Source organism: Megasphaera indica, assembly GCF_046614755.1.
GTDB classification, from domain to species: Bacteria; Bacillota; Negativicutes; order Veillonellales; family Megasphaeraceae; genus Megasphaera; species Megasphaera intestinihominis.
Window position 1 is genome coordinate 1 of sequence record NZ_JBKKJR010000021.1, and the last position, 12840, is coordinate 12840.

Genomic DNA, 12840 nt, shown 5'->3' on the forward strand with positions numbered 1-12840 from the left:
AGCCGCTTCTAAGTCCGAGCAAACAAATCCCGAAGAATGACTATAAAGCTATGATATTTTTGCATACAGAAAAAGAGCCTGTGCACGATTACGTGCGACAGGCCCTTTTTTTGGTGGTTAGCAGTTAGTGGCTAGGGGTTAGCGGATGGTTTTAAATTTAAAGCCATCTTCTCCAAACTACAAACTCCGTACTACAAACTATTTTCCTTGTTCGATCTGTTTGATTTCTTCCTGTGAGGCAGCCGTCAGGTCGCCCCGTTCGAACTGCTTATTATGGGGCATGTCGAGAATGAAGCGGTCGGCCTTGTTGAAGATGACACGGCCTTCTTCCAGGTCCAGGTCAAAGACGTGTCCGCCTTTTTTCCGGTCTGCCGAAATGAAGTGGGAATGCCAGCCCGACGTATTGACGCCGCTCAGATAGTCCGGGATATAGATGCCGATGAGGCTGCCATCGATATCTTCAAAGGTGAAGCGGCGTTCATCTTTTTCCAGGACCTTGGCAAAGGGCAGATAGGGCTCCTGTTGTTCCAGTTCGGTCCGGGCCGACACGCTGCGGAAATGGCCGTCGATGCGGACGATATAGACATCATTAATGCCCAGTTCCCTGACCTGCTCAGTCAGGATATCCTTCAGGGCTTCAATCGACGGCTGGCGCTTCAAAGTGACGGGAACCTGTTCCCGCAGCCACGTCACCGTGGCAAAGGGCGTCGTATCGCTCGTGGCCGCTTCCACAGCCGATCCATCGCCTAAGACGCGGTAAGCGTGGCCGTCGATGACGATGAGTTCACCGCCTACGGCGTGAAACGTCCCCAGCCCCGTGTCGCCATGGGTCAGCAGCGTTTCCATATCGGTACTTCCGTAATAATTGCCGCGGGCCAGGGCCTGCAGCGTAGACACCTGGTAAATTGCCTGGCGTTCTCCCATTTCCATACACACTTCCTTTCTCAAAGACCTGATCATTTATCGGCACCTTTATCCGCTTTTTCATCGGCATCTGGTGTATCTCTGCGGGTCACCAGTATCTTATCGACCCGCAGGTTGTCCATATCCATGACTTCAAAAGTGAAATTTTCCCACTCGTACGTATCGGTTTCCCGCGGGATACGGCCGACACCATAGGTGATGAGGCCGCCCAGGGTCTTATACAAATCTTCGTCTTCGTCGGGCAAATCGTCTTCGATGTCGAAGAAATCCTTGAACTCTTCGATGGTCAGCAGGCCTTCCATGAGCCATTCATTAGGGCCGCGCTGAATGATGCGGTTCGCTTCCTCCTTTTTCTCTTCTTCGCCAGCCGGCATGATGCCGACCAGTTCTTCCAGGATATCATGCAGGGTCAGGATACCGCTGAAATTGCCGTATTCGTCGAGGACGGCGACTTCATGGACGCTGTGTTCGCGAAAGACGTGGACGACTTTCATGATGTCCATCGATTCGGGAATATAAATCGGCTTGTGGACGCTCTCTTCGACGATGGTCGTCAGGGAGACGATCTTATCCTTCCGGACGGCGGCATAGTATTTCTGGAAGATTTCGCTGACGGAAATCATGCCGATGAAATCATCCAGCGACCCCCGGCCGACGGGCAGAGTATTGTGGTTAAAGGCTACCAGTTCCTGCATCATCGTTTCTTCCGGGTCTTCGACATCGATCCAATCGACCTGGGTCCGGTTGGTCATGATGTCGCCGACATCCATGTCGGCCAGGCGGAAGACGCGGTCTACCAGTTCCGGTTCTTCTTTTTCAAAGGCCCCGAGTTCGACGCCCTGTTCCAGGAGCAGCTTGATTTCATCTTCCGTAACGGGAAGGACTTCCGGTTTATTGACGCCCATGATCTTCGTGACCACTGCCGTCGACCAGGACAGGATCCATACGACAGGCGTACAGAGGATGGAAAAGTAGAGCATCGGCCGGGCCAGGAGGCAGGCGATTTTTTCCGGCTTGTCGATGGCAATGCGCTTGGGCACGATTTCGCCGAGGATGATCGTCAAATAGGTGATGAAGGCGACGATACCCGTCAGGCTGATCGTATAGGCATAATTTTCCAATCCCGGGATCTTGGCGACGTATTTCGACAAGGGTCCGGCCATTTCCGTGCCCCCGTAGACACCGGTGAGCAGGCTGACCAGGGTAATGCCGAACTGGACCATGGAAAACATCTTATTCGGATTTTCACGAAGTTTCAGGACAATAGCGGCTGACTTGCTGCCTTCATCGGCCAGGGCTTCCAGACGGGATTGATGACAGCTGACGATGGCCATTTCCAAGAGGGAAAAGATGCCGTTGCCAAAAATCAGCAAAATGATGACGAGAAATTGTTTTCCTAGGGAAAACTCCACAATAGATACACACTCCTTTTAAATGGTTACCACCAAGGGCCGACGCCAATACCGATACCACCGCCGTGGTGGTGCCAGCCGCCACCCCAGCCGATGCCGATGCCTACGCCGACACTAGGGCCGCTATGGGACGGTTCACTCGTATAGCGGTCGGCTTCATCGACAATGGTAATCGACTTGGTCACAGTGCGCACAGTGTCACCGATCTTGATGTCGATGACCAAGTCGGTCTTGCCGGCTTGCATGGGATGAATATTCATTTTTTCCGTAATATCGGCGACTTTCGTATTCAAACTCATCGCTTTGACGTCATAGGGGACCATCCCCGGTACATGGACGCGGATGATGCCGTAGCTGCCCAGGGGGATTTTCTTCGGATAGACGACGACTTCGACCTTATCCATGAGCTTTTCTGCATTGCCATAAATCAGGGCCGCATCGTCGCCGGCCTGCAGTTTCCAGGCGCAACTTTCATCCTTGGCGACGAAATAATTGCCTATGAGGACGTGGGATACCGTATCATAGGCCTTGACGTGATAAAAGTAATCGCCGACGACATTCTTGTCGACGCGGAAATAGTAGCTGCCAACGAGGCCTGTCGTCTGAGACGGCAGATTTTGCAAAAGTCCCGTCACTTTATCATAGGTACTCCCTTTGAGGATATAAAAATCGTCCAGGTTCTTGACGTTGACCGTCGGGTCGGTCAGGACGATAGCCGCTGCCGGCTCCGCCTTGGCGGGCTCATCGGCAGCAAAGGCTGTCAGACTCGATACGCTGATACAAAGGGCTCCTAAGAGAATCTGCCACTTTTTCATCAAAAATCCCTCCCCCTGGTTGCCATAGGCAACTTATTTTTTCAATAGAGAAATATTTTCGAGCCGTTCCATCGCCTTTTCCAAGGTTTCATCGCGGACGGCGAATTGCAGCCGCGCCAGGTGATGGACCGGTTCGATGAAGAACGTCGAAGCCGGCACTAAGGCGACGCCGACTTTTTCTGTCAGGTCCCGACAGAACGCTTCGTCGTCATCATAACCATAACCGCCGATATCGACGAGCATATAGAAGGCCCCTTGCGGCACATTATGGCCGATGCCGATGTCATCGAGGCGCTTCATGACGAAATCCCGCTTGCGCGTATACATGGCCCGCAGGCCATCGTAATAGTCTCGGCCGAAGCGCAGGCCCGTCACAGCCGCTTCCTGCAGCGGGCTGGGCGCACTGATGGTCAGGTAGACGTGGAGTTTCTTGATGGCATCTGTCAGAGCCGGCGGGGCGAAAATATAGCCCAGGCGCCAGCCCGTGATGGAATACGTCTTGGACAGGGAACCGCAGCAGAGCGTCCGTTCATACATGCCGGGCAGGGTAGAAAAATATGTATACTGCGTCGGTTCATAGATGATGTGTTCATAGACCTCATCGACGACGACGAAGGCATCGTACTTTTCGACCAGCTTGGCAATGGTCATCAGCTCTTCCCGGGAGAATACCTTGCCGCACGGATTGGACGGATTACAGAGGAAAATCGCTTTCGGATGCTGTTTGAAAGCCGCTTCCAATTCATCGGCATCAAAGGTATAGTCCGGTTCGCGGAGCGATACGTAGACAGGCTCTGCCCCGCAGAGCAGGGCGTCTGTACTGTAGGCTTCATAGAAAGGCGAAAAGAGGATGACTTTATCGCCAGGGTCGACGAGGGTCATCATAGCCGCCATGAGGGCTTCCGTCCCGCCACAGGTGACGACGACTTCCCGTTCAGGGTCGATGGTCTGGCCCGTGAACATGCGGCGGCAGTCGGCCATGGCCTGGCGCAGATTGGCTGCGCCATTATCCATGCTGTATTGGTGCGGTCCGGCCTGAGCTACTTCGCTGAGGCGGTCGCGCATGGCCTGGGGCGGCGGAAAGTCCGGGAAGCCTTCGGCCAGATTGATGGCACCGCAGGCTTCGGCCACTTTCGACATGCGGGCGATGACGGAATCAGTGAATAAGTCTATCTTTCGGGAAATGTCCGGCATAGGTCCTCCTCTTACAAGTCCAGATTGCGGACTTTCTTGGCATTTTCTTCAATGAATTTGCGCCGCGGTTCGACTTTGTCGCCCATGAGGACCGAGAAAATGCGGTCCGCTTCGGCGGCGTCTTCCAATTCGACTTTGAGCATGGTCCGGTTTTCCGGGTCCATCGTCGTTTCCCAGAGCTGTTCCGGGTTCATTTCGCCCAGGCCTTTATAGCGCTGGACGACGACGTTGTTGCTGTCACGGCCCAGTTCATCGAGTTTGGCCTGCATCGATTCGTCGGTATAGAAGTACCAGACCTGTTTGCCCTTGCGCACCTGATAGAGCGGCGGCTGGGCGATATAGACGTGGCCGTCTGTGATGAGGGGCTTCATGAAGCGGTAGAAGAAGGTCAGGAGCAGCGTCCGGATATGGGCGCCGTCGACGTCGGCATCGGTCATGATGATGATCTTGTCATAGCGGCGTTTGCTCAAATCGAATTCCTGGCCGATGCCCGTGCCGAAGGCAGTGATCATGGAACGGATTTCATCATTGGCCAGGATCTTGTCGAGGCGGGCCTTTTCGACGTTGATGATCTTGCCGCGCAGGGGCAGGATAGCCTGGAAACGACGATCACGGCCCTGCTTGGCGCTGCCGCCTGCCGAATCCCCTTCGACCAGGTAGATTTCCGTCTGGTCCGGATTCTTTTCCGAGCAGTCCGCCAGTTTCCCAGGCAGGCTGCTGATTTCCAGGGCGTTCTTGCGGCGCGTCAGCTCGCGGGCGCGGCGGGCGGCCTGGCGGGCACGGGACGCAGAAATGGTCTTATTGATGATGGCCTTGGCTTCAGATGGATGTTCTTCAAAGAATTCTTTCAGCCCGTCGGAAACGATGTTGTCGACGATGCCCTTGACTTCGCTGTTGCCCAGCTTGGTCTTGGTCTGGCCTTCGAACTGCGGTTCCCGTACTTTGACGCTGATGACCGCCGTCAAGCCTTCGCGGACGTCTTCGCCGGACAAGTTGTCTTCGTTCTCTTTGATGATGCCGGCACTGCGGCCATAATCGTTGATCGTACGCGTCAGACCGGAACGGAAGCCGCTCAGATGCGTACCCCCTTCTTCAGTGAAGATATCGTTGACGAAGGTCAGGATATTTTCACTGTAGCCGTCGTTATACTGCATGGCAATGTCGACGATGACCTTGTTCTTTTCGCCGTCGACGTTGATGACCGTCGGATTGACGGCCTGATGGCTTTCGTTGAGGAATTCGACGAACGACGTCAAGCCGCCTTCATAACAGTAGACTTCGCTCTTGCCTTCGCCGCGCTTATCGGTCAGGGTGATGTGCAGGCCTTTATTGAGGAAAGCCAGTTCGCGCAGGCGCGTCTTCAAGGTATTGAAGTCATAGACCGTATCCGGGAAGATTTCATGGTCCGGTTTGAAAGAAACTTTCGTCCCCGTTTCTTCTCCTGCTTCCAGAGGGCGTACCTTCCGGAGCGGCTGATCGGTCACGCCGCGGGTAAAGGAGATGTCCCATAAATAGCCATCCCGTTTGACCTGGACCTTCGTCCAGACGCTGAGGGCGTTGACGACAGAAATGCCGACGCCGTGGAGGCCGCCGGAAATGGGATAGCCGTCGCCGCCGAATTTCCCGCCTGCATGGAGGACCGTCAGGACGACTTCGACGGCAGGCTTGCCGATCTTATGCATGGCTACAGGGATACCGCGGCCATTATCGACGACAGTAATGCTGTTGTCTTCCTGGATGGTTACTTCGATGTGCGTACAATAGCCGGCCAGAGCTTCGTCGATACTGTTATCGACGACTTCGTAGACCAGGTGATGAAGGCCCCGTGTCGATGTACTGCCGATGTACATCCCAGGCCGTTTGCGGACGGCTTCCAGTCCTTCCAATACTTGAATCTGTTCGGCACCATATCTAGCTTTGTCTTTCGACATAGAGATTCTCAACTCCTGTTTCTTGCAATTTTAATGATTCATTTAGGCAATCTAACACTTTATTATACCGTAAAATCAAACATTTTTGAATACATACCTTGCCGGATGCAGGCACTTCTGATAGCGCCGGACCACAGTCTCTCCCGTGACCGGCAGGGCAAAGACCTGCTTTCCTGTGACGACCAGGCAGCGCCAGGCCTTTTCCGGTATCCCGTCGACGGCGACGAGAGGCAGGCCGCAATGCTGGCAGACCGAGCGGCCCTGACGGCCTGACAGGTTGACGATGGCTACGACATCGCCGGCATGGATGGAGAGATTACGGCTCAGATGGAGGTACATGGTCGTCCTTCTTTCTGTATTTGGCAACGAGGTTCTCGATGAATTTCGGCGGGATATCGCCGGGGACGCGGCGGGTGATGAGCATGGCCAGGGTAAAATCATCGGCTGCCGTATCGTATTCGTAATATACCTTTTCAATATAGGTATAGATGAGATTGCGGCGGACTTCATTGTACGCCTGTTCTTCCGCAGCCGCCGTCACGTCCGTCTTCAGATAACCGGCCACGGCCTCCCACGACAGCCAGGGCATGTCGTCGAGGTAAGCGCGTATCTGCCGCTTCAAGGCCTGCCGGGCCTCGCTGCGGCAAAAGAGGCACTGCCTTTCGCCAGGCGCCATCCAGCGGCCGCAGCAGGGACAGGAAACGAAGCCTTCCAGCTGGTAAGCCTTCTTCCGCTTGGCCTGGGCGAAAAGGAGCTGGACCACTTTTTCCCGCAGCCCTTCTGCCAGATGGGCCGTTTCCTGGCGGATACGGGCTACCGTATCGTCATCGAGGCGGACCTGGCTGATAGTCTCTTTAGGAAAGACATCTTCCCTTTCGCCCTGCAAGGTCTCATAGACCGGCCGGACCGGTTTTTTCCCCTTTTTGACAAAACGGACATCGGCAATGGCCCGATGCCCTACGTAAGAATTAATTTCCTCTATGATTTTATTTTTATACATAAACAGATAATTCATATATACCGGGTTCATGACGGCAATGATAACCTGTTTATCCTTAAAATCTAATATATATGAATATTTGGCAATCTGTTCGCCAGCAATCTGTTTCCAGTCCCGTTTGGCCTGGTATAAGTGATAAGGCAAAAGGAGCCGATTTTTCTCCAATACTTTCGGTATGGCTAAACAGGCTTTTTTTAATTCAAGACTGCGTTCCTCCATGAGACAGGACCCTCCCTTGTTCAATGCAAATGGGATGACACCCGGCCATGCCGGCAAAGATCCCCGGTTCCGTCGTCGTAATGAACGTCTGGATACGGTCGCGGACGAAATCGAGCAGGGCATGCCGGCGGTCCGGGTCCAGCTCGCTCATGACATCGTCCAGGAGCAGGACCGGATATTCACCCGTCTCGGACTTGACGTATTCCAGCTCCGACAATTTCAAGGCCAGGACGGCCGTCCGCTGCTGCCCCTGGGAGCCGTATTTCCGCAGATCCGCCGGGCCGACGGAAAAGACCAGGTCGTCCCGGTGCGGTCCGACTGATGTCGCCTGACGGCGCACATCTTCTTCGAGATGGCGCTGCAAGAGGGCATAGTACCATTCCGGATCGGTCTGATGGTCCCGGTCGCCGCCATAGGGCTGAACATATGTTAGGTTCAGCATTTCCGTCCCCCGGCTCAGGCGCTTGTGGAGGACGCCGGCCAAAAAGGACAACTTGTGCAGGGCTTCGAGCCTTTTCGCAACCAGCGAAGCTGCAAAGCCGGCAATCTGGCGGTCCCATTCATCGAGAGGATGGATGCCTTCATATTTCATCTTCTTCAGCAGGAGATTGCGCTGGGAAATGGCCCGGTTGTACTGCAGCAGTTCCCGGTAGTACGGCCGGCTGACCTGGGAGATTTCCATGTCGATGAAACGGCGCCGCAGCGACGGGCTGCCCTTGATGAGCTGCAGGTCGTCCGGCGAGAACAAGACTTCGTTGAGGGTCCCGACCAGTTCCTTTTGGGGAACTTTTGTTTCATTGACCCAGAGTTCTTTCTTGGCCGTCCGGGATAAGATGATTTTCAGCTGCTGCTGCGTATCACTGCGCTGAAACTGGATGATGATGCTGGCCTGATCCTGGTTCCAGCTGATGAGGTCGGCATCGGCGATGCCCCGGTAGGACTTGCCGATGCCCCCCATATATAATGATTCCAATAGATTCGTCTTGCCCTGGCCATTCTTCCCATAGAGGAGGATGATGGCCTTGGGAAAGGTAATCATTTCATCATCATAATTCCGGAAACGGTGGAGCCGGACCGATTCAATCATCATAATTATTCACCTTTAATCAAATACGTACCGATACCTTTAATTTCAACTTTGTCTCCAGGATAGAGTTTTTTGCGTTTCGCATTGCATAAAATTCCATTTACAAAAATTTTTTTTTCGTCCAGCAGAAAGCGGATTTCACCGCCGCTCTGTAAAATACTGGCCCATTTCAAGAATTGGTCGAGCTGGATCATCGGTGTCGTAATGTTTACTGTTTCCATTATTTTGTCCTCATAGGCGTTACAACAAATACACAGGAAGTATCTTCTTTATCCTGGACCAGCATGGGGCTGTTTTCCTTGGATTTCAAGATGACTTCCGAATAATGGCAATGCTTCAAGATGTCGAGGATGAATTTCCCGTTAAAGGAAATATCCAGGCCCTGGCCTTCCAAATGGCAGGGGACGTAGTCTTCGACCGTACCGTAGTCAGGATGCTGGCTCATGAGTTTTATCTGGTCGTCGGCGACGATGAAGTTGATGACATTGTACTGGGCATCTTTGGCGACAATAGAAGCGCGTTCGACAGCGCCCGTGAATTCGGCCCGGTCCACCGTGACGATGCACTTGAAGTCACTGGGGATGACGCGCCGATAATTGGGGAACTCCCCTTCGATGAGCCGCGTCCGGATGTAGACATTGCCGAACTGTACGGCCAGGTAATTGCGGACTGCCGTGATTTCGACGGTTTCCGGGATATCTGTCGGCAGCTGGCGGGAAATTTCTGATAACAATCGGCTGGGGATAACGGCCTGTAAGGGATTATCCACAGGCGCATCGAGGGTAGCCGTCTTCAATGCCAGGCGGTGCGTGTCGGTGGCGACCATGGTCATCTGATCCCCCTGGACGTCCAGGAAGGTCCCCATGAAAATCGGGCGGGCCACATCAGTAGCGCAGGCATAGGACGTATTATCGATGAGGTCCTTCATGACGACGCTCGTCGTCGTAAAGCTGGCATAGCCGTTTTCAACGATTTCGACTTCTGTGAAATCATCGGGATTCATGGTCAGACATTCAAACTTGAGTTTGCCGCCTTTGATGAGCAGCTGTGTATCGGCATCTTCCTTGATGATTTCGATTTCATCACTGGGCAGGCGGCGGGTCAATTCCATTAAATAAGGATTGGCAATAAAGGCTTCACCGCCTTCTTCAATGATACCGGGAATGGTGATCTTAATGCCCATATCGTAGTCATTGGCCTGGAACTCGATGATACCATGGAGGGCTTTGATAAGCAAGCCGTTTTCAGAAGATATATTGTTGCTTTTGTTCTGGGCGACTTTCTGGACAGCCTGCAGGCCTTTGTTCAGATCTTCTTTTTTCAGTTTTAGTCTCAATGGAGTATCCTCTTTTCTGCGCTGAATAAATTAATTAAATGTGAATTAAAAAATAGTAGTCTTAGTAATAGGGGCTGTGAATTTGTGGATAAGTGGAAAAAGACAGCGATTTTAAGCTGTCCACAGCTGTGGACAACGTGTGGACAAATCGTCATTTTTTATCCACATTTCCACTGTGGATTTCTTTTTTTGACTTATCCACAATGTATGTACAATTTTATCAGCCTAGTTATCCACACCGCGGATTTCATTCATCATCTTTTCCAGATGTTCTTTGAAATGGCTATCTTTGTCTATTTTCTTCCGAATCTGCGAGCAGGCATGCATGACTGTCGTATGATCGCGGCCGTTGAAGGCTGTCCCGATGTGGGGATACGTATTTCCTGTCAGTTTGCGGCACATATACATGGCAATCTGCCGCGGCAGGGCGATGTCTTTGGTCTTTTTTTTGCCCATGAGCTCTTTATAATTGATGTTATAGTGCTGGCAGATATACGTCGTGATTTCGTCAATGGTGATATATTTCTTTTCATCCTGGGCGTCAGTAATGTAATGGATGGCATGTTTTACCAAAGGCAGGGTGACGTTGCTCTTGGACTGCGACGCTTCCAGGAGGACGCGGATGAAGGCACCGTGCAGTTTTCGGATGTTTTCGCTGACATTGGCTGCGATGTAATTGAGGGCATCCAGGTCGCAGGTGATATTTTCTTTTTCTGCCCAGGCCCGGAGGATAGCCGTGCGCGTTTCTAAATCAGGCGGCTCGATTTGCGTGACCATGCCGTTTTCAAAGCGGGAACGCAGGCGTTCTTCCAGTTTCTTGATGTCCCGGGGCGGACGGTCGCTGGTGAAGACCATCTGTTTTTTGTCCTGATAGAGCTTGTTGAAGGTGTGGAAGAATTCTTCTTTGGAACTTTCTTTATCCCCACGGCCCAGGAACTGGATGTCGTCTACGAAGAGGACATCGACATTGCGGTAACGGCGGCGGAAACTTTCCGTGTTCTTGTCCTGGATACACTGGATGAATTCGTTGACGAAGTCTTCACTGGTGATGCACAACAGGCGCATGTTGGGGAAGTTCTTCAGCAGTTCGTGGCCGATGGCGTGCATCAGGTGGGTCTTGCCCAGGCCGCTGCCGCCGTAGATGTAGAAGGGATTCCATTTCTGGGCCGGTGCAGCGGCAATGGACTTGGCGACGGCTGTGGCGACGCGGTTGCTGTTGCCGACGATGAAGTTATCAAAGGTATAATCTTTATTTAAATTATTATTATAAGGGATTTCATCAGGCGTGACGGGGACAGCTTCTTTGACGACGGGCATAGGGGCTGCCGGACCGTCACTGATGGGCAATTCAGGCTGAACCCATTCTGTCTGTCCTGACGGGACGGACTGCGCGTCTCCGGCCGGGGCAGCGGCTGCCGGCGCGGGAGGCGCTGCCGGTTTTTTCGGCAGGGTGATCGTTTCAGCGACGGCTTCTGGCTGGCTTTCGGGAGCGGGTTTCTTTTCCTGGCTCGTAATCAGCTGGACCCTTGTCGGGCGGCCGATGGCGTCCTGGGCGACGGTTTCCAGGATATCCGTGTATTTTTTGCTGACGTAGTCGCGGAGAAAATTCGTCATTGTGTCCAATATGAGGAGATTTTCTTCTTCGGAATAGGAGTAGGGAATGATGTTGCCTTCAAACCAGTTGGTAAAAATCTCTTTCGGCAAGACTTGTTTCAGGTTAGCCAGCATTTTTTCCCATAAGCTGAGCAGGTCCATAATAATCCTTCCAATCTGTGCGTAAAATTGTGCGAGACATAGAGTGTACCATATAAAGTGTATATGTGTATAGCCTGAATTGTGGATAACGTGGACAAAGGGGACACAAAAAGGCGGAAAGACGATAATCATCGAATTTCCGGTTCTTTTCCACTTATCCACAAAATGTGGATAGATTGTTGACAACTTATTTATCTATCCACATTTTACAACAAAAGCGAAATTAAGGGAAGAAAATTTTCATGGAATACTTATACAGAAGGTATACTCAAAAGGCATAATGCCTGAAAAATAGGACTTGACAGCTTGTGGTTCGCTTACTATAATTAACCTGTTATGGTGTAAATTCATTTACTGTCAATGACGACAAAGGAGGTGTCTAGCTTGAAACAGACATATCAGCCGAATACATTGTGGAGAAAGAGAACTCACGGCTTCCGCGAAAGAATGAAGACGAAAGGCGGCCGCATGGTTTTGAAAAAACGCCGCATGAAAGGCAGAAAGAAACTCTCTGCTTAATTATTACGAGATAAACAGAAAAGTTCCGGATGGCGGAATTTTTCTGTTTTTCTGGCATTTTTAGGACAATTACGTATGTATGAACTAACAAAAGAGCAACGGCTGTGCAAAAATCGTGAATACCAGCTCGTATACCGCCGCGGCAAGTCGTATGTCAACCGCCGTGTCGTCCTGTACGTCCTGCCGCGTTCGCCAAAACAGCCGACCCGGATTGGTTTCGTAACGGGTAAGAAAATCGGTTGCGCCGTCGAACGCAACCGCTGCCGCCGCCTGATGAAGGAAGTCTATCGTCTGCATCAGTTTGATTTGCGCGATGGTTTCGACCTGGTCCTCATCGGCCGAAGCAGTTTAAAATATGCCGGATACAAAGAAGCGGAACACAGCATCCTGCAGTTATTCCGGCATGCCAGGGTATTGAAGAAGAAGTGATGACACATGAAACGGTGTTTCATAGCCCTTATCCGGTTTTACCAGTTGTTCATATCGCCCCTTCACCGGCCGTGCTGCCGGTTTTATCCGACTTGTTCTGCTTATGCCATCGAGGCTTTGCAGAAGTACGGTGCTGTCAGAGGGAGTTATTTGGCACTAAGGCGCATTTTAAAATGCCATCCCTTTCACAAAGGCGGATATGATCCGGTACCGTAGATC

General features: G+C 52.1%; 14 protein-coding genes. 3 read left to right on the top strand and 11 right to left on the bottom strand.

What is annotated here, in order from left to right; all coding sequences use genetic code 11:
• Positions 1-198: 198 nt before the first annotated feature.
• The 11 genes from budA to dnaA form a co-directional block, all read right to left on the bottom strand.
• The gene (gene budA, locus ACFCTO_RS09955) at positions 199-930 is read right to left on the bottom strand and encodes an acetolactate decarboxylase (RefSeq protein ID WP_292299971.1); all 732 of its coding nucleotides are present in this window, start codon (positions 928-930) and stop codon (positions 199-201) included.
• 26 nt (positions 931-956) lie between these two features.
• Positions 957-2336 (bottom strand): hemolysin family protein, encoded by a 1380-nt coding sequence (locus tag ACFCTO_RS09960; protein WP_292299972.1) that lies wholly within the window; start codon positions 2334-2336, stop codon positions 957-959.
• A 26-nt stretch (positions 2337-2362) separates the two neighbouring features.
• Complete coding sequence (locus tag ACFCTO_RS09965; protein WP_302485419.1) at positions 2363-3151, bottom strand: hypothetical protein; 789 nt, start codon at positions 3149-3151, stop codon at positions 2363-2365.
• A 33-nt stretch (positions 3152-3184) separates the two neighbouring features.
• On the bottom strand, positions 3185-4345 hold the full coding sequence (locus ACFCTO_RS09970; protein WP_370842830.1) for a pyridoxal phosphate-dependent aminotransferase: 1161 nt from the start codon (positions 4343-4345) through the stop codon (positions 3185-3187).
• Between the two features lie 11 nt (positions 4346-4356).
• On the bottom strand, positions 4357-6276 hold the full coding sequence (gene gyrB / locus ACFCTO_RS09975; protein ID WP_292260550.1) for a DNA topoisomerase (ATP-hydrolyzing) subunit B: 1920 nt from the start codon (positions 6274-6276) through the stop codon (positions 4357-4359).
• Between the two features lie 75 nt (positions 6277-6351).
• Positions 6352-6615: a hypothetical protein gene (locus tag ACFCTO_RS09980; RefSeq protein WP_020310262.1), complete on the bottom strand. Its 264-nt coding sequence runs from the start codon at positions 6613-6615 to the stop codon at positions 6352-6354.
• Positions 6593-7495: a DciA family protein gene (locus ACFCTO_RS09985; RefSeq protein ID WP_499876811.1), complete on the bottom strand. Its 903-nt coding sequence runs from the start codon at positions 7493-7495 to the stop codon at positions 6593-6595. The genes ACFCTO_RS09980 and ACFCTO_RS09985 overlap by 23 nt, the downstream gene beginning before the upstream one ends.
• Positions 7476-8585: a DNA replication/repair protein RecF gene (gene recF / locus ACFCTO_RS09990; protein ID WP_499876812.1), complete on the bottom strand. Its 1110-nt coding sequence runs from the start codon at positions 8583-8585 to the stop codon at positions 7476-7478. Before recF ends, ACFCTO_RS09985 begins: the two co-directional genes overlap by 20 nt.
• 2 nt (positions 8586-8587) lie before the next feature.
• Positions 8588-8803, bottom strand: a complete 216-nt coding sequence (locus tag ACFCTO_RS09995; protein WP_499876813.1) for an RNA-binding S4 domain-containing protein — start codon at positions 8801-8803, stop codon at positions 8588-8590.
• Positions 8803-9918 carry a DNA polymerase III subunit beta gene (gene dnaN, locus ACFCTO_RS10000; RefSeq protein ID WP_499876814.1) on the bottom strand — a complete coding sequence of 372 codons (1116 nt, stop codon included), beginning with the start codon at positions 9916-9918 and terminating at the stop codon, positions 8803-8805. The genes ACFCTO_RS09995 and dnaN overlap by 1 nt, the downstream gene beginning before the upstream one ends.
• A 225-nt stretch (positions 9919-10143) precedes the next feature.
• Complete coding sequence (gene dnaA / locus ACFCTO_RS10005; protein WP_499876815.1) at positions 10144-11673, bottom strand: chromosomal replication initiator protein DnaA; 1530 nt, start codon at positions 11671-11673, stop codon at positions 10144-10146.
• Between the two features lie 384 nt (positions 11674-12057).
• On the opposite strand from dnaA, the gene rpmH reads away from it, so the two are divergent.
• From rpmH to yidD, 3 genes are all read left to right on the top strand, one after another.
• Entirely contained in the window at positions 12058-12192 is a 135-nt protein-coding gene (gene rpmH / locus ACFCTO_RS10010) for a 50S ribosomal protein L34 (RefSeq protein ID WP_020310268.1), read from the top strand.
• Positions 12193-12267: 75 nt separating this feature from the next.
• Positions 12268-12621, top strand: a complete 354-nt coding sequence (gene rnpA / locus ACFCTO_RS10015; protein ID WP_292297766.1) for a ribonuclease P protein component — start codon at positions 12268-12270, stop codon at positions 12619-12621.
• A 6-nt stretch (positions 12622-12627) separates the two neighbouring features.
• Positions 12628-12837 carry a membrane protein insertion efficiency factor YidD gene (gene yidD / locus ACFCTO_RS10020; RefSeq protein WP_292297765.1) on the top strand — a complete coding sequence of 70 codons (210 nt, stop codon included), beginning with the start codon at positions 12628-12630 and terminating at the stop codon, positions 12835-12837.
• Positions 12838-12840 lie beyond the last annotated feature (3 nt).

Excerpts from the sequence above, each read along its gene's own strand:
- budA (WP_292299971.1), bottom strand. The coding sequence starts at position 930 with ATGGAAATGGGAGAACGCCAGGCAATTTACCAGGTGTCTACGCTGCAG.
- ACFCTO_RS09965 (WP_302485419.1), bottom strand. The coding sequence starts at position 3,151 with ATGAAAAAGTGGCAGATTCTCTTAGGAGCCCTTTGTATCAGCGTATCG.
- ACFCTO_RS09970 (WP_370842830.1), bottom strand. The coding sequence starts at position 4,345 with ATGCCGGACATTTCCCGAAAGATAGACTTATTCACTGATTCCGTCATC.
- gyrB (WP_292260550.1), bottom strand. The coding sequence starts at position 6,276 with ATGTCGAAAGACAAAGCTAGATATGGTGCCGAACAGATTCAAGTATTG.
- ACFCTO_RS09980 (WP_020310262.1), bottom strand. The coding sequence starts at position 6,615 with ATGTACCTCCATCTGAGCCGTAATCTCTCCATCCATGCCGGCGATGTC.
- ACFCTO_RS09985 (WP_499876811.1), bottom strand. The coding sequence starts at position 7,495 with ATGGAGGAACGCAGTCTTGAATTAAAAAAAGCCTGTTTAGCCATACCG.
- recF (WP_499876812.1), bottom strand. The coding sequence starts at position 8,585 with ATGATGATTGAATCGGTCCGGCTCCACCGTTTCCGGAATTATGATGAT.
- ACFCTO_RS09995 (WP_499876813.1), bottom strand. The coding sequence starts at position 8,803 with ATGGAAACAGTAAACATTACGACACCGATGATCCAGCTCGACCAATTC.
- dnaA (WP_499876815.1), bottom strand. The coding sequence starts at position 11,673 with ATGGACCTGCTCAGCTTATGGGAAAAAATGCTGGCTAACCTGAAACAA.
- rnpA (WP_292297766.1), top strand. The coding sequence starts at position 12,268 with ATGTATGAACTAACAAAAGAGCAACGGCTGTGCAAAAATCGTGAATAC.
- yidD (WP_292297765.1), top strand. The coding sequence starts at position 12,628 with ATGAAACGGTGTTTCATAGCCCTTATCCGGTTTTACCAGTTGTTCATA.